Here is a 25,024-nt window from a genome sequence, read left to right as displayed (position 1 = left end):
GAAATGCCTGACGCCTGCGGAACGGAAGCCGGTCAGACGATGCCGCCGTTGGCGCGGATCACCTGGCCGTTGACCCAGTGGCCCGCCGGGGAGGCGAGGAAGGCGACGACCTCGGCGATGTCGGCGGGGGTGCCCAGCCGTTCCAGCGGGGGCTGGGCGGCCAGCCGGGCGATGGTCTCCTCGTCCTTGCCCTCCAGGAAGAGGTCGGTGGAGGTGGGCCCCGGGGCGACGGTGTTGACGCTGACGTCCCGGCCGCGCAGTTCGCGGGCGAGGATCAGCGTGACCGCCTCCACCGCGCCCTTGCTCGCGCTGTAGGCGCCGTAACCGGGGAAGGCAAGGCCCACCACGGACGTGGAGAACGTGACGATCGCGCCGCCACCGCGCACCTTCCGGGCTGCCTGCTGGGCGACGACGAAGGTCCCGCGGATGTTGGTGCGGTGCGTCGCGTCCAGCTCGGCCAGATCCAGTTCGGCGATCGGCGCCAGATACATCCGTCCGGCGGCGTGGACGACGACGTCGACGCCGCCGTACTCGGACTCGGCGGTGGCGAACAGCGCGGCCACGGCCTGCTCGTCGGCAACGTCGGCCTGGACGGCGACCGCCCGGCCACCCGCTGCCGTGACCTCCTGTACGGCCGCCTCGGCCAGCTCCCTGTTGCCGGCGAACCCGACCACGACGGCGAACCCGTCGGCGGCCAGCCGGCTCACCGCTTGGCGGCCGATACCGCGCGATCCACCGGTGACGAGGGCGACGCGGCCGGAGCCGGGAGCGGAGCTGCGGTCAGGGCTGGGGCCGGAGCCGTGGCGGGTGCCGGAACCGGGCGCGGCGCTCTCCGCGGGATTCGGGAGGGACATGGAGCGCTCCTGCAAGGGATCGGCCTCGGGCCGCGGCCTGGTCGCCGCGCCCCGTCGGTCCCTTCACGATCGGCCGACTCGCCTCCGCCAGCCAGGGCTGTACCTACCCTGGGGTCGGCAACCCCTGGCTCAGGCCCGCCGTACGGGTGACGATGGTGGAGTGAACCTTCCCGAACTCGCTGCTTTCCTGAAGTCCCGGCGCGACCGGATCCGGCCGGCCGACGTCGGTCTGCCCACCGGCCCCAGGCGCCGGGTCCCGGGCCTGCGGCGCGAGGAGGTCGCCCAGCTGGCGGGCCTGTCGGCGGACTACTACACCGAGCTGGAACGCGGCAGCGCCCAGCCCTCCGCTCAGGTGCTGGCCGCCCTCGCCCGGGCGCTCCGCCTGGACGGCGACCAACGCGACCACCTGTTCCACCTCGCCGAGCGGCCCGTCCCTCCTGCGGCGCACAGTCCGACCGCGCACGTGCAGCCCGCCCTGCTCGGCCTGCTGGACCGCCTCACCACCACTCCGGCGCAGGTCATCACCGACCTGCACGAGATCCTCGTCCAGAACGCGCTGGCCGCCGCGCTCGTCGGCAGACCTCCGGCGGTACGCGGCACGGCGGCGAGCTTCGTCTACCGCTGGTTCACCGATCCGGGCGCCCGTGCGATCTATCCGCCGGACGAGCACCCGCACCACTCGCGGGTCTTCGTCGCCGACCTCCAGGCCGTCGCCGCCCGGCGCGGCCGGGACACCGAGGTGGCTGGCCTGGTGGCCGTGCTGCGGCGGCGCAGCGAGGAGTTCGCCGCACTGTGGGAAACCCGCGATGTCGCCCTCCGGAGGAACGACCACAAGCGCATCGTCCACCCCGCGCTGGGCGTCATCGAGCTGGACTGCCACAGCCTGTTCAGCGAGGACGGACGCCAGCGTCTGCTGTGGTTCACCGCCCCACCGGGCACCCAGGGCGCCGCCCAGCTGGAGTTGCTCTCCGTCATCGGCACCCAGGACATGGCGAGCCGGTAACGCCCAGGGGGCGCGTCAGCCCTCGGTCGGCGCGGTGGCGGGCGCGGGTTTCGGAGCCGGCTGGGAGGGCGCCGGGCTGTTGCGGTGCGCTCCGGGCAGGAAGGCCGCGATGGCCAGCGCGGCGAGGGCGGCACCGACCCCGATGGCCATGACGAGGCGGAAGCCGTCCTGGGAGGGTACGGCGACCGGCCCGAGGGAGACGGTCATCTGGGCGAGCACGACACCCGCCACGGCGCTGGACACGGACGTGCCGATGGACCGCATCAGGGTGTTGAAGCTGTTTGCCGTTGCGGTTTCGGAGACGGGCACGGCGGCCATGATGAGGGCCGGCATGGCGCCGTAGGCCAGCCCGATGCCGGCGCCGATCACCGAGGAGACGAGCACGAGCTGCCAGACGGCGGACATCAGGGCGATGCCCAGTCCGTACCCGGCGGCCACCACCACGGCACCGGCCATGAGCGTCACCTTGGGCCCCCGGGTCCGTGAGATACGGGCGGAGAGCGGGGCCACGGCCATCATGACCAGGCCGGACGGGCCCATGACCAGGCCCACGGTCACCATGGAGGTGCCCAGTCCGTAGCCGGTGCTCTTCGGCAGCTGGAGGATCTGGGGCAGGACGAGGGACATGGCGAACATCGCGAATCCGAAAACGGCGGAGGCGATGTTGGTGAGCAGCACCTGACGGCGGACGGTCGTGCGCAGGTCCACCAGCGGCTGCGGCGTCCGCAGCTCCCACCAGCCCCACAGTGCCAGGACGGCGGCAGAGGCGCAGAAGAGCCCCACGGTCAGGGCGCTGCCCCAGCCCCAGGCCGCCCCCTTGGAGATGGCCAGCAGCAGGCACATCAGAGCGGTCGACAGTCCGACGGCGCCGGGCAGGTCGAAACGTCCGCCGGTGGGGTTTCGTGAGGCGGGGACCAGCGTGGCGACCAGCACGGTGGCGAGCACACCGATGCCGGCAGCTCCCCAGAACAGCACGTGCCAGTCGGCGTGCTCGGCGAGGAAGGCCGCGATGGGCAGGCCGAGCGCTCCGCCGATGCCCAGCGAGGCGCTCATCAGGGCCGTCGCCGTCCCGAGCCGGTCAGCGGGCAGTTCGTCGCGCATGATGCTGATACCCAGCGGGATGACGCCGGCTGCCAGACCCTGAAGGGTGCGCCCGGCGACCATCGGCAGCAGGCTGTCGCTGAGAGCGCTGACGACGGAGCCGGCCACCAGCAGGGCGAGACTGGCGAGCAGCATGCGCCGCTTGCCGTACATGTCGCCGAGCCTGCCCGTGACGGGGGTGGCGACGGCCCCGGCGAGCAGGGTGGCGGTGATGACCCAGGTGCTGTCGGCCGCTGAGGCGTCCAGGAGCCGGGGAAGGTCCGCCACCAGGGGGATGACCATCGTCTGCATCAGCGCGACGACGACCCCGGACAACGCCAGGACCCAGACCAAACTGCCCGCCGGCTCCCGGCCACCCTCTGTGGCCCGCGGTGAGGCACTGACTGCCACTGGTCCTCCTGCTCGTTGGATGTGTGCACGCGCTCGGCGTGCTTTTAATTCAGTCGCTTGACTGAAGTTAGCAGGAGGCGTCTACTGAACGCACACGGCCGCCGAGTGAAGGGAGTCACGAATGAGCCAGAAGACGGGCCGGACCTCACGAGCGGAGGGGACGCGCGAGGCGATCCTCACGGTGGCCGAGCGGCTGTTCGCCGAGCGAGGCGTGTTCGCCGTCTCCAACCGCCAGATCAGCGAAGCCGCCGAGCAGGGCAACAACGCCGCCGTCGGCTACCACTTCGGCACCAAGACGGATCTGCTGCGGGCCATCATCCGCAGACACGCGGACCAGATCGACGAGCTGCGCACCACGCTGCTGGCCGAGACGGCCGACTCCCCGCACGTACGCGACTGGGTCGCCTGCCTCGTGCGCCCCAGCAGCCGGCACCTGGACGCACTGGGCTCACCCAGCTGGTATGCGAGGTTCGCCGCCCAGCTGACCACGGATCCGGTGCTCCGAGAGCTCGCGATCGACGAGGCGTTCGGGCCGTCGATCGAGCAGACGCTCCACGGGCTCAACCGCTGCCTGCCGAGCCTGCCGGTTTCCGTGCGGCTCGAACGCGGTGACATGACACGGACCCTGCTGGTGCACATGCTCGCGGAGCGCGAGCGGTCGCTGGCCGACAACGCTCCGACTGCCCGGTCCAGCTGGGACGACTACGCGAGCGGGCTCATCGACGCCGTCACCGGCCTCTGGCTCGCCCCGGTGGCCGGTTAGGGCCTCTCCGGTGGCGGCCCCGGGGGTCAGCGGCCCAGGGCTTCCTCCAACTGCTCCTTGTTCATCTTGGAGCGCCCCTCGATGTTGCGCTGTTTGGCCTCGTTGTAGAGCTGGTCGCGGGTCGGACTGACGGGGCCCTTGTGTGAGCGCTCACCGCCGCGCTGAGGCGCGGGCTTGTCCTTGGTGGACGTGCGGGAGGCGCGCCGTGACTCACCGCTCTGGGCGCGTTCCTTGTTCACCGTGCGCGAGGCGATCTCCTTCGCGCGGCCCGTGGAGGCACCCCGCTCCTCGGCACCCTCCTTGATGTGCTCGTACTGGCGTTCGCGCTTGGCGTTCGAACCTGCCGGCATCGTTCCTCCTCGGTCGGTGGACTGCGCTGAGTCCTTCCTGCAGAAGCGGGTAACACCCGCGTCGCCGGCTCACACCTGCTTCACGTCTCTCACCTCAACGGCTCACCCGCCCGGCTCACCCGCCTGCCCACGGCGGGCACCGCCGTCACGACGTGCCGGGATCTCGATGGAACCTTGCGTGTGCGCGTGGTCGAACTCCTCCAGCAGGCGGTAGACGTCCGTGAGCAGCACCCCATGGCTGGGCCAGGCGGAGCTGTCGCCGACCGACGCCGTGAGATCGCTGTGCCGGGTGTATCCGTCGTCCAGCGCCCGGCGCAGGGCGTTGCCTCCGTCGGCGTCGTCGGTCGCCCCGATCGCTCCCGCGCCGCGGGAGGCGATCTCCAGCAGGTCGCCGTACGCGCGCAGGTAGCGGTCGTCGGGGCAGAGTTCACCCTCGGAGTCGCACATGCGCAGCAGGGCGTACGCGATGCTGCGGAGCTGTTCCGCGGCGCGGCCGAGCGCTTCGGTGGAGGTGCGGTAGCCGGAGAAGGTGACCGGTACGCGCCGGGAGACCATGCGGCGCGGGTTGTAGAGGACGCTCTCGGCGCCGGTCTCGACGGCGTGCCGCGCACTGGCCACGGTGCTGTCGAGCTGCCGGGCGCGGTAGAGCCACTCGGCGAGCATTCCTCGTTCGGGCAGCCCGTCCTCCAGTCCCTCCGCCATGTCGTGCAGCAGGGTGGCGAGGGCGGCCGAGAGACTCTGGACGCCTTGTGCGGCGGTGCGGTAGCGCAGGGGAGGCAGGATCAACAGGCTGACGCAGACACCGACGCCCGCACCCAGCAGCGCCATCATGACGATCTCCCAGAGCATCGACGTCTGGGCGCCCGACAGCGCGTTGTACGCGAAGACAGCGGCGACGGAGACCTGCAGGCCCTGAGGGCCGAGCCGCTGCCAGCGGCCGATGGCCAGGGTGACGGCGAGCATCGCGGCGAAGGCCGCGACGTTGACGCCCAGCAGCGGGCCAGCAGCTCCGGCGGCCAGGACGCCGAAGATCACCGCCAGGATGTACTGGGTGGAGTAGAGCAGCGAACGGTAGACGGTGGACTGCACCACCAACAGCGCGGTGAACGGAGCGTACGTCGGCTGCGGCGAGGCGATCACGTACTGGGCGAGGCCCCAGGAGAACACACCGGCCACCAGGCTCTTGAGCAGCAGCAGCAGCGTCTCCCGTTCCGGTCCCGAGTACTGCGCCGCGCGCTGCAGACGCGCCTTCCCCCGCCTGGGGCCGTGCCGCGCCTGCTCCCACCAGTCGGCTAGCCGGGTGCCGCCGTCCGCCACGAGTCCGCTCCAGCCTCTTGGCTCGCTGTCACAGCGAGGCTCCTTGCCACTCGGTTCCGCTTCCTCTTCGCCGACGGGCTCAGTCCGGCGCTTCGCCATGCGCCCACTCCTGGGCCTTCTCGTACCGCCTCAACGCGTCGCCCGCCTCGCCCGCACGCTCGTCGTCCGACTCCTCCCCGCCGACCGGGGTGAGGGCCTCCCGTACCTCCTCGGGCGCTTCCGCGTCGGGCGCGTGCGGCTGGTCCTGGTGTGGCATCGCCGATCCCTTCCTCACGCGTGCAAACCGGGTTCCGGGTTCCTTGTGCCCGCCCCGCTAACCGTCCCGGCTCATGCGGCCTGCTGGGCGGCGTTCGCGACGGATTCCTGCAACTCGTCGCGGTTCATGCGGGAGCGACCGGTCACGTTGAGTTCTGAGGCCCGCTGGTAGAGCTCGTCCTTCGTCAGCCCGGCCCAGTCCTCGCCCCCGGACTTCGCCTTCCGCTGCTGCTTTCCCTTTTCCTTCCCCTCCGCCTTCGTCTTCTTCGCGCCGCCGGTCTTCGTGCTGCTGCCCTTCTTCTGCTTCCGGCCGGAGCGGGCCTTGTCAACGGACGCCTCCAGAGCCGACATCAGATCGACCACGTTCGTCGATTCCGGCGGCTCGCTGCCCTTGGGTACCGACTCCCCGGCCCGCTTGGCCTCGATCAGCTCCCTCACCCGCTCATGGGTGCGGTCGTGGAAGTCCTCCGGATTCCACTCGGCGGCCATGGTCTCGACCAGCTGAGTGGCCATCTTCAGCTCCTTGGACGTGCCGGGGGAGCCGGAGGGCAGGTTGTCGAGCGTCTCGTGCGGGTCCCGGACCTCGTCCGCCCAGTGCAGGGTGTGCATGACCAGCACCCCGCCCTGCTCGTGCACGGCGACGAGGTAGTCCTTCTGCCGCATGCTCATCGTGGCGACGCCCGCCCGGTTCGTCTCAGCGAGCGCGTCCCGTAGCAGCCCGTAGGTCTTCGCATGCTCCTTGCGGGGCTGGAGGAAGTAGGTCGTGTCGAAGAAGACCGGGTCGATGGCGTCCAGTTCGACGAAGCCGGAGATCTCGATGGTCTTCGAGCGGCCCGGTGTGATCTCGTCCAGCTCTTCCGGCTCGACGATCACATATTCGCCCTCGTCGGTTTCGTATCCCTTGACGATCTTGTCGTAGGGGACTTCCTTGCCGGTCCGCTCGTTGACCCGGCGGTTGCGCACCCGGTCCGCGGTGCCGCGTTCCAGCTGCCGGAAGTGGACGGTGTGCGAGCTGGTGGCCGTGGCAAGCTGCACAGGCACGCTGACCAGGCCAAACGTCAATGATCCCGACCAAACCGCCCGCGCCATGGCGTCTCCTCGCAAAGACTTACCAGCTCATGACCATTTTCACCTGATCTGTACCGATCCGGCATGTGGGCGGCGCATGCGGTCAGGGAGAGGAGCTGCTGTCGCGGATGAGGAGTTCGTGGGGGGCGGTCACATGGCGTGCGGGTAGGTGGCCGAGGCGCCCGTAGATCCGGTCGGCCAGGCACTGCAGGGTGCGTTCGGCGATCTGCGCCTTGTCCGGGGCGATGGTGGTGAGGGTGGGGGTGGAGTAGCGGCCGTCCTCGATGTCGTCGAAACCCACGAGTGCGACGTCTCCGGGGACGGTCAGGCCGTGTTCGTGGACGGCGCGCAGCGCGCCCAGGGCCAGCTCGTCGCTGAAGCAGAAGACCGCGTCCGGTCTGACGGGGGCGGCCAGCAGTTCACGCATGGCCCGGTGCCCCTCCGCGCGGTGCAGTGTGGAGACCGTCCGGGTGAGTTCCGGTGGGCGGGCCAGCCCCGCGGCGGCGAGCGCCGCGCGGTAGCCCCTGGCCCGCAGCTCGGCCGTGCCGTTGCTCAGCTGCGGCTGGAGGCCGATGGCGCCGATCCGCCGGCGGCCGAGCTGGACGAGGTGCGTGGTGGCCTCGCGCGCTGCCGTCACGTTGTCCACCACCACGTGGTCGGCTGTGCCCTTGGGGTCGCGCTCGCCGAGGACTACCAGCGGGGTGGTGGCACTGCGGCGGCCGAGCTCGTCGGCGGTCAGCGCCCAGGGGCTGAGGATCATGCCGTCGACGGAGTGTGCGTCGGGGCCGTCGGCGAGCAGGCGCCGTTCGTGGGCCGCGAGGCCGCCCGTACGGTCGATCAGCACCGTCCAGCCCCGCTCCTGGGCGGCGTCGATCAGCAGTTCGGCGATCTCGCCGAAGTACGGCGAGCGGACCTCCGGTATGGCCAGGCCGATCAGCCCCGTGCGTCCCTGGCGCAGATTCCTCGCCGCGAGATTGGGGCGGTAGCGCAGCTCCTCGATCGCCTTCAGTACGCGCTCGCGGGTCGCCGGTGCCACGGGGGCGGCGTTGCTGACGACGTTCGACACCGTGCGCACGGAGACGTCGGCCCGTGCCGCCACGTCCTTCAGTTTCGCTGCCACGCTCGCTCTCCCTCGGTGCCCGCGCTCTGATCATCCCACGCCGGTGGGTGGGGGAACAGAAAACCACTCCACACATCTTGCCACGATGATTGCAACGTTGCAGAGTGGCTGCCGTGTTCCTCTGCCCGAGGTGAAACAGAAGGAGAACCCCGATGACTGCTGACCGCGCGGCAGCTGCGCACACCGACACCGCCGACAATGCCGCCCGCGACACCGTCGTCACGCCGGAGGCCGTCGCCGCGGCCCGTCACGAGCTGTACACGGACGGCGTCACCGCTCGGCGTGGAGCCTTCCGTACGGAGTGGGCCGACCGCCTCCGCGAGGACATCGAGGCCGCCTTCGACGAAGCGAGGCAACGCCCCGGCGGCGCAGTGGGTCGCGGACCACACCGCTACTACGTCGAGATCCACCCCGAGCAGATGCGCGGCTTCGTCGATCTCGTGGACCACCCCTGGGTCCGGTCCGTCTGCGAGGCAGTGCTCGGCCCCGAGTACGCGATCGTCGAGCTGGGCTTCGACATCCCCTTCGCCGGGGCCGTCAACCAGCCCTGGCACCGGGACTTCCCCCTGCCCGAACCCACCAGGACGGAGCGGCGCCTCACCTCGCTCGCCTTCAACCTCACCGCCGTCGACACCGAGGAGAACATGGGCCCCTTCGAAATCGCCCCCGGCACCCAGTGGGAGGAGGGCGAGCACTTCGCGCACGGCATGTTCCCGCCCCGCGCCGACTTCCCCCGCTACGAGTCCCAGGCCGTGCGGAAGTACCCGCGACGCGGGGACATCTCGGCCCGCTCGGCCCTGACCGTGCACCGGGGCACCACCAACCACTCGGCGGCCTCCCGGCCCGTACTGGTACTGGGCGTGGACGCCCCGGGGGCGGGCAACGACGCGCACCACGACATGGCGGTCACGCCCGCCTACTGGGAATCCCTTCCGCAGCGGGTCCGCGCCCATCTGCCCTGCCCCGTCGTTGACGAGCTCGCACCCCTCGTGCAGAAGCACACAATCGAGGGACCTTAGAGCCCAGTGCCGCGCCGCGTCCCGCGTTCGTATCGCGGCTTCCACACCGCCCGGTAGATCAGCCGGACCGGGGGTGGCAGGGCGCCGAGAGCCGTCCGGCGGGTTTCCTCGGAGGCCCCGTCCAGCACCCACGGGAGGAACGCCGACCCGGCCCTGAGTCCGAGCATGCGTCGCTGCTCCTGACCGAAGGCGTCGTACTCGGCAACGGTCATGACTTCCTGGATGAGCGGCAGGGTGTCCTTCTCCTCGTGGTCGAGGTGGGCGGTGAGCTTCTCGGTGGCCTGGTCCAGGAGCGGGGCCACCTCCTGGCGGCGCCGGCCGGCCAGCGCCGCGCCGACGCTCGCGAGCAGGGGGTCGAGGACGGAGTGCTCGGCGTCCATCTCGTCCAGCAGCCTCTCCCTCTCGGGCTCTCCCGCGACCTTCGGGCGCAGTACCGGCCACAGGTGGGAGTCCTCCGCCCGGTGGTGGATGGTCAGGACTTCTCGGAACCGCCGAGTACGTCGAGCAGGTGGTCGACGGCTTCCTGTGCGCGCACCGGAACTGAGGCGGGCCGACCGCGGCGGATACGGCCGGGGAGCCGCGCACACCCTTCACACGCATGTGCGCCTGCTATTCGACCTGGCGTGCGATCGGCTGATCCGGTGCTTATGCGCCGCGCCTAAGCTGCGAAGAGGTCCTGCCTCTCCTCGTACTCAGCGATCCTCCCGTACGGGCCTTTGAACGGAGCACACCCCCGAAATGCGCCTGGTCCGCCTCGTCAAGCATGCGATCCAGCGGTTCGACCAGCACACCATCGTCTGGAAGACCCTCATCCTCTTCGCCCGGCTGGCCCTGGCCGCGGGCTTCCTGTCAGCCGTCGCCGACCGGTTCGGCCTCTGGGGCCCGCCGGACACCGGTGAGGTCGCCTGGGGCAGCCTCGACGCGTACGTCTCCTACGCGGGCGAGCTCACGCCGTACCTGTCCGACTGGATGGTGACCATCGTCGCCTCGATCGCCACCGTGGCCGAACTGGTCCTCGGACTCGCTCTGTTGACCGGCGTTGCCTGCCGCTGGGCGGCCCTGGCCAGCGGTGGGCTGCTGCTGATCTTCGGCCTCTCCATGTTCTTCTTCCGGCACCCCGAGGCGCCGCTGAGCCTGTCCGTCTTCAGCGCGGCCGGCGCCGCACTGCTGCTGGCCCTGCTCACCTCCGGCGGGGGTATGCCGGTCTCTCCGGCCCAGGGGCGCCTGGACGCGGCTCCGGCCGGCGTGACGGGGAGCGGCCCACGCACTTCGTGACGGGCCCGCCGGACGAGTGTCATGCTGGTGTCCTCCACCACCGCTTCCTCCTCCGCCCCCTTCGATCACTCTGTACCGGGACCATGCCTCAGCACTCCACCGTCGACCGTGCCCTCGCCGCCGCCCTTGCCACCGACACCGGCACCCCTGGCGGAAAGGACCTGGACTCCGCCCTCGACACGGCCGCCTCGCTGCTGGCCGCAGACTCCACCAGCGATGCCGAACTGGCGCGCAGGGGCGAGGAGTTCGTGCGCAGGGCCTGGCAGTACGGATGGCAGCCCGCGGACGTGGCGCGCGCGGTACGCGGACGGCTGGGGGAGGACCACCTGAGGATCGCGGCGCGCCTGATCGTCTCCGAGACGCGGCGGTACGGCACGGCACTGCCGCATCGCTGGCCGGAGCAGCTCAGGCGGCTCGCGGCCGAGGAGAAGGCCGCCACGGCTCCCGCCCCGAGCCGTTTCGCGCAGGCGACCACCGTCCTTGAGCTGTATCGCCTGCTCACCGGACTGCCCCGGATCGAACCCGCCGGCCCCGTCCCCGGCCAGGCACCGGCCGTTCCCGTCGCCGGCGAACCGAAGACGTTCGCCCGCATCCGGGCCCTGCTCGCCAAGGCCGAGGCGACGCCGTACCCGGAAGAGGCCGAGGCGCTCAGCACCAAGGCGCAGGAGCTGATGGCGCGGCACAGTGTGGACGAGGCGCTGCTCGCCGCCCGGCGTCCGGCTGCCGACGAGCCCGCCGTCTGCCGTATCGGCGTGGACGCCCCGTACGAGACGGCGAAGGCGGTGCTGCTCGACGCCGTCGCCACGGCGAACGGGTGCCGGGCTGTCTGGAACAGCTCGCTCGGCTTCACCACCGTCGTCGGTTTCGAGTCGGATCTGGACGCGGTGGAGCTGCTGTACACCTCGCTCCTGGTCCAGGCGCACAGCGCGATGAGCCGGTCCGAGGGCGAAGCGCGCAAGGCGGGCCGCAAGCGCACCAGGACCTTCCGCCAGTCCTTCCTCGCCGCCTATGCCCAGCACATCGGGGACCGGCTCCGTGCCGTCGCCCACGAAGTGGCGGCGGAGCAGAGCTCGTTGCTGCCGGTCCTCGCCGGCCGCGAGGTGGCCGTGACCGACCGCATGGAGCAGATGTTCCCCGAGACGGTGACCACCAGAGTGCGCGGAGTCACCGACGCGGCCGGCTGGCACCGCGGCACCGAAGCCGCCGACCGGGCAGCCCTCCGGCCGGGCCGGGCCGAGGTGTCCGGCGGGACCGGCCGTCCCGCCCGGTAATCCCGCCGGGCCACCTCAGCGGGCGGCCTTCTCGCGGCACGGCCCTGCGGGCCGGCGACCCAAGCGTCTGGTGACACCGGGCAGTCCGGGCAAGCGCGGGCGTCAGCCTCCGGCGGCCGTCGCAGACTGCCGGGAGCCGAGGCGGAAGCGCGCCGGGGGCAAGAATCTGGTGCGGCTGAACGCCCGGTTGAAGGCGTAGACGGAGGTGTATCCGACGGACCGGGCGATCGTCTCAATCTTGGCGTCGGTGTCTCGCAGTTGGCGGGCGGCGAGATCCATGCGCCACTGCGTCAGGTAGGCGCCCGGAGATTTGCCGGTGGCGTCCTGGAAACGCCGGGTGAAGGTGGAGCGGGACACGGCCAGGGCAGCCGCGAGCGTCTCGGTGGTCCAGGGGGGCGCCGAGCTGGCCATGGCCGCCGACATGCGCTTCGCCGCAGCCGGCGAGACCTGGCTCTCCCAGCCGGAGACCCGGATGGGCATCTTCCCCGGCGGCGGCACCCAGTACCTCACCCGGCTCGTCGGCCGCGCCCGCGCGCTCGAGGCCGTCCTCGGTGCGGAACTGTTCGGCACCGGCATGGCCGAGCGGTACGGCTGGATCAACCGTGCCCTCGCTCCGGACGAGCTGGACGTGTTCGTGGACTCACTCGCGCACCGGATCGGCGCACTTACGGCCGGTGTCGCCGAAGCGGCGAAGCAGGCGATCGACGCCGCCGAAGCCAGCGGCCCGGTGCCGGACCTGACGGAGGAGGCCCAGGCGCACGCCAAGGTCTACCCCGCTCCGCAGCCGGTCGTCGAGCGCATGGGGCGAGCGGTAGCAGCCGGTGCCCAGACCCGCGAGGGCGAACTCGCTCTGGAAGAACTGCTCGACGGGCTCGCGTAGCCCAGCATCAGGGGTTCAGGCACCAGCCCACGAACGGGGCGATGCTGTCGTGGAGTTGGTGGTCATCGGAGGTCGTCACCGCGGCCGTGCAGAAGAATCTGACCTCCCCGAACTCCAGCTCCATCGCCTGGACCAGATTGTGCAGTCCCAGTTTCTCGCGCAGCCAGGCGCGGGCGGCCGCGCTGTCGTCCAGGCGGTCGGGAACCAGGCCGTGTTCGGTCAGGAGGTCCGTCTTGCTGATCGCCACCGCGAGGCGGCAGTGCTGCAGGGGCGTCCCCATCGTGGCCACCGTCTGGGCCGACTGGCCGAACACCACCTCAGGGGAGACCGGTGAGGCGAGCGTGCGGTCCACCAACGGTCCCGGCGACGGCTCGAGCCGGGTCCAGAAGCTGTCCACCGCCAGCGGGTCCAGCACGAAGACGAAGGTGCGGGCAGCCCGGACATAGCGCAGGGCGTCGACGTCGTCACGGTTCACGAACCGCTCCCCGGCCGTGTCGAAGACATGGACGAGGCGCTCCGCGCGTCCGGTGCCGAGCACGAAGGAGTGCGCGCGGGGGAGCGCACGCTGAGTGCCTCGGGTGTGGCCGCCGATCCGCAGCACCTCGCGGAGTACCTGGTAGTTGGAGAGCGAGACGTCGTCGGCCAGGCGCACTGCGGGGCCGCCGTCCCCGGCCGCGTTCTCCAGCGACATCAGCATGGCCGCCATCAGCTGGGTCTTGCCCGCGGCCCGGCCGCCGATCAGCGGAATCACCAGCTCGGGCGCGTGCCCGGCGTCCGCGTTCATCGCCTTGCCGCAGCTCTCGTGGGTGCAGTACGCCTGGAGCCTGCCGTCCCTGCTCATCAGCATCAGGAGCGTCGGCATCCGCCCGCCGCACTCACAGCGGCGCCGGAAGATCCCGTACGTACCGGGTCGGATGTCCTCGTGCCGGCGGCGGCAGGTATCGCGCGGGCAGTCGTAGGACGGGTAGGGGACGCGCTCGAAGCAGTGCGGGCACAGCATGCCGGTGTGCAGCTGCTTCGCCCGCAGCAGGACGCGGTCGACGGCACGCAGGGCGCCCGCGGTCAGCCTGGCCGCCCCCGTCAGCACCCCCACACCCACCGCCTGCAGCAGCCAGAGCAGGAAGAGCGGCGGCACGGCGAGGACCGCGCCCACGGCGAGGCCCACGCAGAGCGTCAGCCCCCATGGGACCGTGACCAGCCGGCTCCGGCTCGGTGCGGTCAGGTTCTCCCGGACGGTGCCGCGGAAGCTGTCGCCGACGCACCGGCCGTACATGCGCTGCCCCAGCGTGAGGAGCTGACGCAGATCACGGACGGCCGGACCGAAGAAGTAGTTGCGGTACGCCTTCGTGCTCTCGTCCTGCGGCCGGTACGGGGGGAGGACCTCGAACTCCGGGGTGCGGCGGTGCAGTACGCCGACCAGCAGGCGGCCGTAGAGCCGGAGGAGCTCGCCGACCAGGCCGAGGGCACGCAGGGCCGCGATGAGCGGGGAGATCGTCAAGTACCCCGAGAGCAGGGCGAGGTAGAAGACGGCGAGGACCAGATAGATGATGATTTCCGCCATGGCCGGCTCACCTCCTCGTGTCCGGGCCGGTGCCCCGGTAGTCGTCCCGGTCACCGTCCCGGGGTCCGCGCCCGGTGATGCGGCGCACGAACTTCCCGTAGCTGCTCAGGCGCTGCTCTCCATGTTCGAAGATCCGCTCCGCGAGCAGCGGGGCGTACGGACGCACCAGCTGCGCGAGGCGCCGGGTGTCCCTGCTCCGCCAGTTGTCGAGCGCATGGGCCAGGATCGCGGCGCGGATGTCGGCGTGCGCCTGCGGCAGCGGACCCAGCGAGCTCACCAGGGTCACGCCTGCCACATGACTGAGAAGCACGTCGTCGATTGTGTGGCGGCGGACGGTCAGTCTTTGCAGGGCGCTCAGGTAGGCGCCGCGCGTCCGGTCACCGAACCCGACCACCATCGCCGGTATGTGATGGACCTGGGCAGGACGCTCAAGGAGGGCGTTCACCAGGCGGAACTGCTTCAGGGCCCGTGGCGGCGCCCATGTCTCCGTTGCCGGGATCGCGAAGCCGCGGGCAAGCGAGGTGGCGTCGGGGGCGTCGCGCAGCAGGCCGTCCAAGGTGAGCGTGGCGGTGACACACTCCTGGGTGACCGGCCGCAGCCAGGCGTACCTGCCGGGGGAGTCCAGCAGCTCGCACAGGAGCAGACAGTCCTTCAGGCCCTGTTCGTCCGCGATCGGCTGTTTGACCGCGCCGTCGAACCACTCGTCGACCGCCGGAGCGAGCACCCGGTCCGTGGGCAGCCGCTCGGCGATCTCGACGGCGTCCCGGTGTGGCCAGAGCGGCTTCCGCCAGAGCGCGCGCAGCAGGTCGGCGTCCGGTGTCTCCTGGCCCCGCACGGCCAGGATCTTGAACAGCAGCTCGACCGTGCGGCCCGGCTTCCGTTCGGCCTGCGCCATCCAGTAGTGCTCCAGGAGCCGCGGCCGGTCCTCCAAGTCCCGCTCGTCGAGCAGGTGAGAGGGGAACTGCGAGAAGAGCTGCTCCTGGCCGCCGCGACGGGCGACCAGCTCGGCAAGGCCCTCCACCAGTGCGCTCCTGAACTCCGGCAGGCGGGCGAGGAGGTGTTCGACCTCGCGCCGGAAGCCTGCTCCGGCAGACCGGGTCGACGCCGAGCTGAGGAGCTCGCGGGCGAGCTGCCCGGCCTGGTCGGCCAGCAGCGGCTTCGGCGGGTCCAGCCCCGCCCTGTCGGCCCACAGCAGCAGCCGCACTCCTTGGCGTACGTCCTCCGCCTGGCCGAGGAGCCGCCGCCAGTGTGCGGTGGCGTGCTCGCGTTGCTCGGGGTCCGTGACCGGTACCGGCTCCACCGCGTCCCCGGCGCCGGTCATGTACGCCCGCATCCGGGACGCGTGCAGTCTGCCCTCCAGCCTCTGGTGGAGGTCCGGGGCGCCGCCCGCGAGCGCGGCGGCGCTGAGCTTCGCCAGTGCGCCGTCATCCAGGGTCTGGTGGCTCTCGTCGATGCCACGGGCCACCTTGGCCCGCAGGGGCCCCAGATGGTCCGCGCGGCCCAGCCACTCGATCACCGCCTCGACGTCGACGCCGTCGAGCGCGACGCCGCCCTCGGTCGCCGCCGCGGCCACCGGGGCGTGCCAGTCGCCGGGGTCGCGCTCGTGTCCGTGGGTGTAATCCCGTGTCCACGCCCAGACGGACCTGATGGAGCCGACGCCGATCCGGACCAGCAGACGTACCAGGTAGTGGGTGTAGACGAGCGAGGGGAAGTCGCCTTCGGCGAAGTCGAAGACGAGGTACGAACCCTCGTCGTCGGGGCCGAAGCCGGCCTCGGCCTCCGGAACCGTGCCGATCAGATGCAGGCGGCTGAGGCCGGGCCGGAACAGATAGGTGGAGAAGGAGAGCTGACGCGCCAGCGGTGGCGGCAGCAGATAGCACACCGCCGCGAACCAGTGGGCGATCCGGTCGGTGGAGCTGTCGACCAGGACGACGGAGGGCTGGTCCTCCTCGGTGAGCGCGGCGAGGACGGCGGCCAGAAGCTGCGTCAGTTGGTCCGCGTGCGGGTGTCCGCGGAGGAACGCCTGTACCGTGCGCGGGTTCAGCGGCCCGCGTGGCGGCGCGGACTGGAGCACCGGGATCTCGGTGTCCGGCGCCACGGTGGACGTCCACACCGGCGAGCCCCACAGTTCGATGCCGAGCATGCCGCTGCTCGCGGCGCCGAAGTCGTCGGTGTGCAGGGCGTGTGCGAAGTAGTTGCCGAAGCGGCGGGCCGAGTCGCGGCCCACGTACTGCACGCAGAGTGCCGTCGCGCCCTTGCCCAGCGGTACGTAGCAGAGGTTGACCGGGCAGCGCGCGAGCTGGTCCGGGGTGTCCGACTCGACAAGGGAGCGGGGTGGATCGTATCCGGCGAGGGCCTCGACGGTGTGCATGGTCTCCGCCGCGACGCCGGTGCTCACCGCGTTGAACTGGAAGCCGGAGAAGCCGCTGAGGCCGCGCTCGCAGGAGGTGTAGTAGAGCTGCTGGAACTGCGCGCCGTCCTCCGGCAGCCGGGGAGGGGCGCTGCCGTCGCCCGTCATCCCCGCCCCGTCTTGGGCACCGAACCGAACTCGCTCAGCAGCCAGAGCAGCGGATCCGCGACCCGGTAGGGCTGGATACCGGTCGGGGCGACGCGGGCGTCCGGGGTCGGACTGTGGCCGAGGGCGGAGACTCCGAAGTAGCGGTAGCGGGCATAGGTGTTCTCCAGGATCTGGTCGATCGGGACACCGTCCCAGTCCTTGAGGAGCTGACGCACCTCCTCGTGGCCGCTCAGGCTGTCCTCCACAGCGAACCGGCCGCCCCCCGGCGGATGCGCGCGCAGCGGGCTGCCCGGGTCCAGGAGATGCCAGAAGGCGTCCAGCTTCGAGAAGACCACCGCGACCGGGGTGTCCACCTTCTGGGGCGACTTGCCCGGCAGTCCCGGTATCCCAGGCCGTGCCCTGCCCGCCTGCGGGGCGAGGAGCATGTTCGTGACCCGGCCCAGTACGTTGACCGGCGCGTCCAGACCCTCGGTGCCGGGCAGCGCGGTGCCCGGAAGCGCCGAGTCGCGGGCGCCCGGCATCTGCAGCGGGTCGAGCAGCAGGACGATGCCGTCGGCGTTTGCCAGGTACCGGGTGTTGAGCTCCACGCTCTCACGGGAGCTGAAGTCCTCGCCCGCCGTGTCGAAGAAGGAGAGGACGGTGTGCTGCGGCCGGTCACCGAAGAGGTGGCGGCGGCGCAGGCCGAACCGGAAGACCAGCGGCTCGACACGGTTGTCGTTGGTGGCCGCGGTACGGGTGCCGAGGAACATCTGGCGGTCGCGGTAGAGGCGGTCCTGGTAGTCGGAGCTGTAGCGGCGCATCGTGTTGTCGTCCGAGCCCATGAGGAAGGCTCCGAAGTCGGCGCCGACCTGGTTCATCATCTCGTGCAGCAGCACCGTCATGTAGACCGTCTTGCCGGATGCCTTGGCCCCCACCATGGCGATCAGCCGGTTCTCCACCATGCCGAACTGAACGGGGAGCAGGGAGTGGCACACCGGGCAGATCCGGTAGGTCGTCTCTCCGTCGCAAGTCTGGCAGACGGCGGTCGGCTTGCGGCCGTCCCCGGCGAAGTCGGGTCCGAGTTCGTGGGCGGGACGTCTGCCCATCCGGTCGTCCAGCACTTGGTCCCGCACCCGGGCGCACCGCTTCTGGGTGCGGCTCAGACGGCTGTTGCAGCGGAACCGGATCTCGCGTGCGGTGAAGGTCTCGTAGCAGTAGGGGCAGGTGAGTCGTCGGGGCATCAGGTCACTCGCAGTCGGTGCAGCGCCGTGGGGCGGATGTCGATGTCGGAGGCGGCGGCGTCGGCGGGAAAGCAGACGAGCCAGGACGTGTCCCGCGTGGCGGGCAGCGGGAACTCGACGGACAGGGGTGTCCGGGCGGGCAGCCGCTGGGCGGGTACTTCGTGCAGGACGGTGCCGTCGGCGAGGCTCATGGGGCGATAGTTGCCGAGGCCGTGGACGATGCGGACCGCGGGGAGTTCACAGGCGGTCTCGCTGGTGAACGTCACCGTGGCGACGCGGCCCTTGATACGGCGGCGCACGGACGGCACGTACTCCACGACGGGGGCCTCAGCGGCGATCAGCAGCGACGACGAGCCCTCGCAGTCCACTTCCGGATCGGCGACCAGCGCCTCCACGGTCAGGGTCACCGCGCCGCGGCCCACCTTCAGGCTGAGCCCGCCGTCATGCTCGTACACCCGGCGCAGGCAGCGCAGTTCACCGGTGTGCGACGGGTGGCCCGGATCGGCCTCGCCGAGCTGCCAGCGGACGCGCGCGCTGAGCGCGGTCTCGGGCCAGGCCCAGATGACGAGCAGGTGGCTGCCTCGGCGGGTGGCATCGAGTTGGTCTACGGGGACTGCCACCAGGGGGGACTGGAGGGTGGCCGAGGGCGTGGGGCCCGGAGGCTCTGGGGGATCTGCGGGACGGGAAGCGGCGCTGGGTGCGGGCCCGTGGGAGGTTGCCTGGCTGGGCGGGGTCTCCGGCGCTTCCGGCGCTTCCGGCGCTCGCGGGGGTTCGGGGGTGGCCGGGGGCTCGGGGGGCTCGCGGGGTCCGGAGGTTTGCGGGCCGGACTCGGGCTCCGGACCGGCCGTCCATCCGGCACCTTCGGTCTTTGGGGCGGGCCCGGTGGGTGAGCTGACGGCCGGATCGGGGTCCCGCACGTGGTGCCGCGGCTGTGGCTCGGGGTCTTCCGCTGGCGGAGGCGGCGGCGCCTCGGAGCGGGCCGCCCCGCGATGCTGGTCAGCCGGTCCGGACTGGAGGCGGAGCGCACCGAAGTCCTCCAGAGCCAGCAGGCCGTTTATCACGGCGAGTTCAGGCGTCGTGCACCGCACCTGGATGCCGAGGCCCAGTCCCTCCTCCAGTTGCCGCGCCGCACCCGGCGTGGCCCAGAGGCCGCCCGCCAGGAGGATGGTGTCCGGCATCCGGTCCGCGTCGGTCAACGCCCGGACCACCGCGTTCCGGGCTTGCTCCCGCAGCGGTGCCACCAGGCGGTCGAGCGTCGCCCGGTCCAGGCTCACTTCGAGATCCTGCCCCTGGGAGGGGGCGGACGCGGTCACGTCGTCCCGCGGGGAGAGGTCCCGCCGAAGGCGCTCGGCGACCGCGCGGGAATCGGCGTCGGCGGGCAGTTGCCGGAGAATCCCGGCGGCGACGGCCTCGTCCCAGTCGTCGCCGCCGAGCCGATGGGTGCGGGTGTCCAGGATGCCCACGGTGCGGTGGGGTGCGACGTCGAGGACGGTCAGGTCGAGCGTCGTCGCCCCCTGATCGCAGACGAGCACCGTACGGTTCACCCCCTCCACGACCGCGCCGTAGTGCAGTGCCACGGCGACCGGTTCGGGCAGCAGGCGGGCGACGGTCAGTCCGGCGGCCTCCGCGGCGCGGCGCAGTTCGGAGCCCGTCCCGTCGGACGGCCAGAGTCCGAGTACCGCGGTCGGGTCCGCCGGACAGCCGTTCTCCGCCGCGGCGTTGGAGCCGAGCAGTGCCGCGAGCGCCGTCGCGGCGTGCCCCTCCCCTTCGAGCCGGTCGAGCGGCACCGTGGTGACGACCGGTCGCCCGTCCGCACCCATCCGCCCGATCCGCCCGTACCGGTGCCCGATGTCGATACCGATCACGCTCACACGCCCCCTTCGTGAGTCACCTGCGGATCGCCGTCGCGAGTCACCCGCGGCTCTCCCTCCTCCGAGATCCCCGCCCGGATCCGGCTCCCTGCCGGGGGCCGCCGCTCGATGAAGTGGCGGACCACCGCCGTGCGCAGCTGCTCCAGTTCGTTGCGGATCTGGCGTCCGCCGTACGCCTGGTGCTCGGGGTCGGACATCCGTGCGGTGATCCAGGGGTAGAGCGTGGCGGTGTCGGGCACGAGTTCGACCTGATGGCGTTCCCGTACGGATTCGGCGAGCTGGCCGAGCAGCCTCTCGGCGATCTTGACGATGTGCTCGCGGCGCAGCATGTCGAAGACGACGACGCCGGGCTTGAGCCGTCCGTAGATCTCCGGCCGCCCGATCTCGCGGAACTTCTCCTCCACCGCCAGGGCGAAGTGCGCCTTCAGGGCCGAGTACGGGAGTTCGTCGCCGCGCTCGGCGAGGAGATCCTGCACCGTCTCCGCACCCGTGTTGGAGGTGAAGATGATCAGGCACTGCGAGAAGTACGCTGTCTGGCCCCGGCCGTCCGTCAGGCGGCCGTCCTCCAGGATCTGCAGGAACTTGTCCAGCACCTTGGGGTGGGCCTTCTCGATCTCGTCGAAGAGGAGCACGCTGAAGGGCCGCTCCTGCACCCGCCGCGTCAGCTCGCCGCCCTGTTCGTGCCCCACATAACCGGGCGGCGCTCCCGCGAGGCGCTCGGCGGCATGCTCCTGCTGGTATTCGCTCATGTCGAAGCGCGCGTAGGCACTCTGATCGCCGAACACCAACTCGGCGACGGCCTTGGCGAGTTCGGTCTTGCCGACGCCGGTCGGCCCGACGAAGAAGAAGGCGCCACGGGGCCGCGCGGTGCCGGAGTTGCCGAAGTCCACGCCCACGTAGGCGGCTTGGAGGGCCGCCGCCACGGCGTCGACGGCTGTGGCCTGGCCGACGACCCGGGCGCTCAGTGCTTCGGCGGCGCTGCCCACGGTCTCCCGGTCGAGCTGGGTCCAGGGGTCGACGCTCACATTGAGGCGGTGCTGTTCGAGTAGTTTGTCGGGCTTCTGGAGAGGGGCGTTGCGCAGCCAGGACGTCTTGGTGAGCGCGTCGATGTCCCAGGCCGCCATGCCGTCGGTGGCACCGAGGAGTGCTTCGGTCTCCGCGCGCGTGGCCTCCGGCGCGCCCTTGAACTCCTGTCGCAGCCATGACAGCCACAGGCGTCGCTCGCTCGGGTCCGGCGGCCCGATGTGCAGGGAGGCGATCCGCGGGTCCTCCAGATGAAACCAGCCCGGGAGGCGCCCGACGTCGCCGACCGCGCACAGCACCGCGTTGCGGGCGTGCGGCGCGGGCCCCGTGTCGGGCCCGGGGCGCGGCGTCACGGCATCCGTCATCGCGGCGCGCAGGCGTAGATAGCCGAGGGGCGATTCAGGCTGGTCGGGCGGGAGCTGGTGGTCGACGTCCTGGAAGACGAAGGCGGTGGCCGCGTCGGGCGAGGCCACCAGACGGTGCACCGTCGCCGCCACATCCTCGAAGGAGCGCGGCCGCCCGGCCGTCGTCGGCGACAGCGCCCGCGCGCCCATGCGCCGCCGCTCCGCACCCCGCCGGGTCGGTGGCCGGGCCGGCGCCTCGTCCCCACGCTGGTCCGGGCCCGCGCCGTTCGCGGCGACGGGCTGCGTGGCTGGAGAGGCGGCGGGTCGCGCCGCGGGCGAGGCGTGTCGGGCCACCAGCTGGTCGAAGCGCTCCGCGTGCTCTGGCAGCGGAAACGTGAGCCCGTCGACGGGATCCCACCAGCCGACCACCTCCGCGCCGCGCAGATCCAGTACTCCGGCGACCACTTCACGGAACGAGGCGGGCCGGTCCTCGAACCACCAGCGGTCCCTGATCTGCCCGTCCAGCACCAACTGGCGGCCCCGGCGCAGCTCCCAGCCGAGCGACACCGCCCACCGCGGCATCATCCCGTCCGCCGCGTCCGGGCCTTCCGCGCCCTTGCCGCCGGGCTCCTGCTTCCCCCAGTCGATGGTGCTCACCGGGCCCTCCGTACGTCGCTGCCCGGTGGCGGTCTCCGCCCGCCCGGCGGCTTGCCCCGCCAGGTGATCTCGCCCGGCACGAAGGTGTCGTCCCTGCTCAGCTCCTCATGCACCCGCTCCAGGAAATCCTCCGTCGCGTCGCGTACGCCGCCCTCCGTGTCGTGAGGGGATGCCGCCACGGAAACGTCGGCTTCCCCCTCCACGCAGTAGACCAGGACCGGTGTCCCCTCGGCGTCGGAACCGACCGTCGTCTCGTATGTCGCGCCGGTGGGCCGTACGAAGGAGAGCAAGAGCTGCTCGCCCTGGTCCTCGCCCCCGGTGAAGGAGAGGCCCTGCCCGGCCATCGCCTCCTTGAGGGCCTCGGCCAGCTCGCTCCGCCGTGTGTACGCCGACTGCAGCTCGTCCAGGCGTGCTTCGGCCGAGGGCAGCAGCTCCTCGAGCGCCGTGACCGCCGCGAGTGCCCCCTCCGGGTGGCGCGCGGAGAGGGTGTCCATGACGGCGAGCAGGGCGCCCTCCAGACGCCGGCCGAGGTCCGGGTCGCCCAGCTCGAAGGCGTCGGCCACGGCGTCCCGTGCCGCTTCCCGTAGGACGCCGAAGTGGTCCGCGGCCTCGGCGAGCGCCGCCTCCCGCGCCTCGGCCCTCTCCCGCTCGGCCTCCGCCCGCTGCTCCTCCGCCTCTGCCCGCTGGCGTTCCCCCTCCGCCTGTGCCGCGGCCCGCCGCCGTTCCGCTTCGGCCTGCTGGTGGTACTGCTCGGTTGCCTGCGCCACCGTCGCCGTATGCCGCGCGATCGCGTGCTCCGCCGTGCCGAGCAGAGCCTCGAAGCGAACCTTCTGTCCAGGGCCGGACGCGGCACGCAACTGGCCGAGCAGGTCGACGCAGTGCTGCCGGCCCGGTTCGTCGTGCGCGGCACCCTCCGCACCGGCTTCCGCGAGGCGTCGCTCCAGACCTGCCAAGACCCCACTCGTGTCCGGAGTCTGGACGGGCCCGCCGCCTCCCAAGTGGCGTCGCATGACGACCCGGCCCCGCAGCTCCTCGATCGCCTCGCCGAGCGGCTCTCCCAGGCCGACGCGCCCGCCCAGCTCCGTCAACCGCCTCTCCAGCGCGTCCAGTTCACCATCCGGTCCGCTCTCCTTGCGGAGCTGGGTGATCAGCGTCCGCACTTCGTCGAGCCGCCGTGCGTCCGCACGGCCGTGCTCCGCGCGGGTCCGTGCCTCATGGGCCTGCTGCTCGGCTTGGCGGCGCCGGGCCGACTCCGCCTTCCTGCGCTCGTTCTCCGCCCGCGCCCTCTCACGGCGCATCGCGGTCTCCCTGGCGCGCTGGGCGGCGAGTGCGGCCCGCTCCCGGGCGCGCTCGGCAGCGCGGGCCCGGCGCTCCTCGGCCTGCCGCGCGCGCCGGACCGCCTCGCGCCGCGCGTAGGCGGAGCCGATGGAGACAGTGCTGTATCTGGGTGATCCGCTCATGGCTCTCTCCGTGCTTCGGCGTGCAGCACGAACCCCCGTGCCGCGAGGTGTGCTTCGAACCCCTCCCGGAAACCAGAAGTGGGTGGTACCCCGGCCCAGGCGAACGAACCGTCGGTCGCCAGCGAAAGTTCGATGCCCGCGCTCGTGTCGGATTCCGTCAGCACGTGTGCGTACCGGTCCGAGAGGGCGAGGACCCGCTGATTGGCCGAGCCGCGCCAGCGCAGACTCCCGTGCTTCGAGGCGACGTACGGGCCGTCGATCAGCAGGTCGAGCCGGTCGAGGAGCGCCCGTCGGCCCGCGTCGCCCCGGCACAGTGCCTCGTAACGGAAACCGGAGTACGCCATGACGCTGAAGTCGGGACGCCGTGCACGGACCGTGTCGATCAGCTCGACGAGCGCCGCCGCCTGACTGAACGGCTCACCGCCGGACAGCGTGACGCCCTCCACGCCGCCCGCCACCTGGCTCAACCCGACCAGCCACTCGGTGAGTTCCGCCACCGGACGAGGCGTACCACCCTCGAACGGCAGCGTCTCGGCCGCCACGCAGCCGCGGCAGCGCAACGGGCAGCCCTGCACCCAGATGACGGCACGGGTGCCGGGGCCGAGGACGGTGCAGTTGTCGAGAGTCCTGGCCACGGAGAGCAGGGTCGTCGTCATGGTGCCCCTCTCGCGGAGTCCGCGCCCGGATAGCTGTCCATGCCGCGTTCCGCCTGGTCGCACCAGGGGCACCACGGCCGCTCGATCGTGTACACGTGCAGTTTCTGGACGGCGCAGACGGTGAGCCGCTCCGCTGCCCGCGCCACCGCCAACTCCTCGGCCCAGAGCCAGGCGTGGGGACGGGTGCCGCCGAACGCGTCACCGAAGAGCGACGCGAGCCGTCGCGGCAGCAGGTCGGCGGGCGGAGCGGAGCGGGGCAGCACCACCGAGGTGCGGTCGACGGCGCGGCACCTCCCCTGTAGCAGGTTGTCGTCGAGTGAGAGGTAGTCGCCGCCGTCCGCGGGATGCCCGGTGAAGGGGTGCAGACCCGACATCAGGAGCTGGTGGATCAGGACCGCGAGCACGAAATCGTCCGAGGAGCTGTCCGGCGGTGCGCCGACCGGGCCGATCCGCTCCGGTGCCGTGTAGCCGGGCGTACGCATCCGGCCCGGGAACACCTCCCGGCCGTCCGTGAACTGCCACGAGTCGACATCCGCGAGGCCGACCCGGCCCTGCGTGTCGACCCAGAGATTGTCGGGCTTGAGGTCCCCCACCACATAGCCCCCGGCGTGCAGTTCGGCCAGGAGGCGGGCGAGCGCCTCCGCCGCGGCCAGGGCGGTCGCCCAGGTCGCGCCGGGCAGGAAGGCGCGGCGGGCGGCGGGTGACACGAGATGGGTGAAGGGCTGGTAGGCGAGTCGCATGTCCCGCATCACATAGCCGTCGATGCTGTCGGTGCCGCCGCCGAGCACCGTCCGCACGGGCACCATCGGCCAGGCGAGCCGGGTGGGGGAGCCGGACAGGAGACGCACGGTGCGTGGTTCGCGCCGCTGGCGCACCAGGCGCTCCACGCGCCGCCGGTACGCCTCCCGGTCCGGCGGGTCGGGGACGAGCTTGGCGACCAGGGCGCGCGGATCATCGACCGCGTACACGATCCCCTCCGAGCCGCTGCCGATCCGCTCGGTGAGCAGCCACTGGTGCCCTCTGCCGGACACCACTCTGATGGCCATCG

At 71.7% G+C, this 25,024-nt stretch carries 23 protein-coding genes; 6 read left to right on the top strand and 17 right to left on the bottom strand.

What is annotated here, in order from left to right:
* Positions 1-32 precede the first annotated feature (32 nt).
* Positions 33-854, bottom strand: a complete 822-nt coding sequence (locus LHJ74_RS17180; RefSeq protein ID WP_260218915.1) for an SDR family oxidoreductase — start codon at positions 852-854, stop codon at positions 33-35.
* A 160-nt stretch (positions 855-1,014) separates the two neighbouring features.
* Here LHJ74_RS17180 and LHJ74_RS17175 point away from each other — a divergent pair, with 160 nt between their 5' ends.
* A complete protein-coding gene (locus tag LHJ74_RS17175; RefSeq protein ID WP_260218914.1) occupies positions 1,015-1,857 on the top strand; it encodes a helix-turn-helix domain-containing protein in 843 nt (280 codons plus the stop codon).
* Positions 1,858-1,872: 15 nt separating this feature from the next.
* Here the strand turns inward: LHJ74_RS17175 and LHJ74_RS17170 are convergent, their stop codons facing one another.
* Positions 1,873-3,348 carry an MFS transporter gene (locus LHJ74_RS17170; protein WP_260218913.1) on the bottom strand — a complete coding sequence of 492 codons (1,476 nt, stop codon included), beginning with the start codon at positions 3,346-3,348 and terminating at the stop codon, positions 1,873-1,875.
* A 121-nt stretch (positions 3,349-3,469) separates the two neighbouring features.
* Here LHJ74_RS17170 and LHJ74_RS17165 point away from each other — a divergent pair, with 121 nt between their 5' ends.
* A complete protein-coding gene (locus LHJ74_RS17165; protein WP_260218912.1) occupies positions 3,470-4,111 on the top strand; it encodes a TetR/AcrR family transcriptional regulator in 642 nt (213 codons plus the stop codon).
* A 26-nt stretch (positions 4,112-4,137) separates the two neighbouring features.
* Here LHJ74_RS17165 and LHJ74_RS17160 read toward each other — a convergent pair whose 3' ends face one another.
* The 5 genes from LHJ74_RS17160 to LHJ74_RS17140 all read right to left on the bottom strand — a co-directional run bounded on the left by LHJ74_RS17160 (position 4,138) and on the right by LHJ74_RS17140 (position 8,221).
* Positions 4,138-4,461, bottom strand: a complete 324-nt coding sequence (locus tag LHJ74_RS17160) for a plasmid stabilization protein (RefSeq protein ID WP_260218911.1) — start codon at positions 4,459-4,461, stop codon at positions 4,138-4,140.
* A gap of 102 nt (positions 4,462-4,563) precedes the next feature.
* Positions 4,564-5,877 carry an FUSC family protein gene (locus tag LHJ74_RS17155; RefSeq protein WP_260218910.1) on the bottom strand — a complete coding sequence of 438 codons (1,314 nt, stop codon included), beginning with the start codon at positions 5,875-5,877 and terminating at the stop codon, positions 4,564-4,566.
* Positions 5,858-6,034, bottom strand: a complete 177-nt coding sequence (locus LHJ74_RS17150; protein ID WP_260218909.1) for a hypothetical protein — start codon at positions 6,032-6,034, stop codon at positions 5,858-5,860. Before LHJ74_RS17150 ends, LHJ74_RS17155 begins: the two co-directional genes overlap by 20 nt.
* A 71-nt stretch (positions 6,035-6,105) precedes the next feature.
* Complete coding sequence (ku, locus tag LHJ74_RS17145; RefSeq protein ID WP_260218908.1) at positions 6,106-7,122, bottom strand: non-homologous end joining protein Ku; 1,017 nt, start codon at positions 7,120-7,122, stop codon at positions 6,106-6,108.
* A gap of 82 nt (positions 7,123-7,204) precedes the next feature.
* The gene (locus LHJ74_RS17140; protein ID WP_260218907.1) at positions 7,205-8,221 is read right to left on the bottom strand and encodes a LacI family DNA-binding transcriptional regulator; all 1,017 of its coding nucleotides are present in this window, start codon (positions 8,219-8,221) and stop codon (positions 7,205-7,207) included.
* Between the two features lie 152 nt (positions 8,222-8,373).
* On the opposite strand from LHJ74_RS17140, the gene LHJ74_RS17135 reads away from it, so the two are divergent.
* On the top strand, positions 8,374-9,240 hold the full coding sequence (locus LHJ74_RS17135) for a phytanoyl-CoA dioxygenase family protein (protein WP_260218906.1): 867 nt from the start codon (positions 8,374-8,376) through the stop codon (positions 9,238-9,240).
* Here LHJ74_RS17135 and LHJ74_RS17130 read toward each other — a convergent pair.
* Positions 9,237-9,827, bottom strand: a complete 591-nt coding sequence (locus tag LHJ74_RS17130) for a hemerythrin domain-containing protein (RefSeq protein ID WP_260218905.1) — start codon at positions 9,825-9,827, stop codon at positions 9,237-9,239. The two genes, LHJ74_RS17135 and LHJ74_RS17130, sit on opposite strands and share 4 nt — an antisense overlap.
* A 151-nt stretch (positions 9,828-9,978) precedes the next feature.
* Between LHJ74_RS17130 and LHJ74_RS17125 the strand changes: the two genes are divergently transcribed.
* Together LHJ74_RS17125 and LHJ74_RS17120 are read left to right on the top strand one after the other, a co-directional pair.
* Positions 9,979-10,515 carry a hypothetical protein gene (locus tag LHJ74_RS17125; protein ID WP_260218904.1) on the top strand — a complete coding sequence of 179 codons (537 nt, stop codon included), beginning with the start codon at positions 9,979-9,981 and terminating at the stop codon, positions 10,513-10,515.
* Between the two features lie 83 nt (positions 10,516-10,598).
* Positions 10,599-11,786: a DUF2786 domain-containing protein gene (locus LHJ74_RS17120; protein ID WP_260218903.1), complete on the top strand. Its 1,188-nt coding sequence runs from the start codon at positions 10,599-10,601 to the stop codon at positions 11,784-11,786.
* A gap of 102 nt (positions 11,787-11,888) precedes the next feature.
* Here LHJ74_RS17120 and LHJ74_RS17115 read toward each other — a convergent pair whose 3' ends face one another.
* Positions 11,889-12,197 (bottom strand): helix-turn-helix transcriptional regulator, encoded by a 309-nt coding sequence (locus tag LHJ74_RS17115; RefSeq protein ID WP_260218902.1) that lies wholly within the window; start codon positions 12,195-12,197, stop codon positions 11,889-11,891.
* Here LHJ74_RS17115 and LHJ74_RS17110 point away from each other — a divergent pair.
* Complete coding sequence (locus LHJ74_RS17110; protein ID WP_260218901.1) at positions 12,196-12,666, top strand: enoyl-CoA hydratase/isomerase family protein; 471 nt, start codon at positions 12,196-12,198, stop codon at positions 12,664-12,666. The genes LHJ74_RS17115 and LHJ74_RS17110 overlap by 2 nt on opposite strands.
* A gap of 7 nt (positions 12,667-12,673) precedes the next feature.
* Here the strand turns inward: LHJ74_RS17110 and LHJ74_RS17105 are convergent, their stop codons facing one another.
* Genes LHJ74_RS17105 through LHJ74_RS17070 form a run of 8 tightly spaced genes read right to left on the bottom strand, consistent with a single transcriptional unit; the run spans position 12,674 to position 25,022 of the window.
* Entirely contained in the window at positions 12,674-14,227 is a 1,554-nt protein-coding gene (locus LHJ74_RS17105; RefSeq protein WP_260218900.1) for a TRAFAC clade GTPase domain-containing protein, read from the bottom strand.
* Positions 14,228-14,234: 7 nt separating this feature from the next.
* Positions 14,235-16,745 carry a GTPase-associated protein 1-related protein gene (locus LHJ74_RS17100; RefSeq protein WP_260218899.1) on the bottom strand — a complete coding sequence of 837 codons (2,511 nt, stop codon included), beginning with the start codon at positions 16,743-16,745 and terminating at the stop codon, positions 14,235-14,237.
* Positions 16,742-17,965 (bottom strand): TRAFAC clade GTPase domain-containing protein, encoded by a 1,224-nt coding sequence (locus LHJ74_RS17095; RefSeq protein WP_260218898.1) that lies wholly within the window; start codon positions 17,963-17,965, stop codon positions 16,742-16,744. Before LHJ74_RS17095 ends, LHJ74_RS17100 begins: the two co-directional genes overlap by 4 nt.
* Positions 17,965-19,836, bottom strand: coding sequence for an Hsp70 family protein (locus LHJ74_RS34220; protein ID WP_311203313.1), 1,872 nt, complete (start codon positions 19,834-19,836; stop codon positions 17,965-17,967). Before LHJ74_RS34220 ends, LHJ74_RS17095 begins: the two co-directional genes overlap by 1 nt.
* On the bottom strand, positions 19,833-21,860 hold the full coding sequence (locus LHJ74_RS17085; protein WP_260218897.1) for an AAA family ATPase: 2,028 nt from the start codon (positions 21,858-21,860) through the stop codon (positions 19,833-19,835). Before LHJ74_RS17085 ends, LHJ74_RS34220 begins: the two co-directional genes overlap by 4 nt.
* On the bottom strand, positions 21,857-23,320 hold the full coding sequence (locus LHJ74_RS17080; protein WP_260218896.1) for a hypothetical protein: 1,464 nt from the start codon (positions 23,318-23,320) through the stop codon (positions 21,857-21,859). The genes LHJ74_RS17085 and LHJ74_RS17080 overlap by 4 nt, the downstream gene beginning before the upstream one ends.
* On the bottom strand, positions 23,317-23,976 hold the full coding sequence (locus LHJ74_RS17075) for a 4Fe-4S single cluster domain-containing protein (RefSeq protein WP_260218895.1): 660 nt from the start codon (positions 23,974-23,976) through the stop codon (positions 23,317-23,319). Before LHJ74_RS17075 ends, LHJ74_RS17080 begins: the two co-directional genes overlap by 4 nt.
* Positions 23,973-25,022: a protein kinase domain-containing protein gene (locus tag LHJ74_RS17070; protein WP_260218894.1), complete on the bottom strand. Its 1,050-nt coding sequence runs from the start codon at positions 25,020-25,022 to the stop codon at positions 23,973-23,975. The genes LHJ74_RS17075 and LHJ74_RS17070 overlap by 4 nt, the downstream gene beginning before the upstream one ends.
* Between the last annotated feature and the right edge of the window lie 2 nt (positions 25,023-25,024).

Origin of the sequence: Streptomyces gossypii, from assembly GCF_025165795.1 — a bacterium.
Classification (GTDB): domain Bacteria; phylum Actinomycetota; class Actinomycetes; order Streptomycetales; family Streptomycetaceae; genus Streptomyces; species Streptomyces gossypii.
Note: the sequence above shows the minus strand (reverse complement) of the source record. Positions and strands in the feature narration are given on the sequence as shown.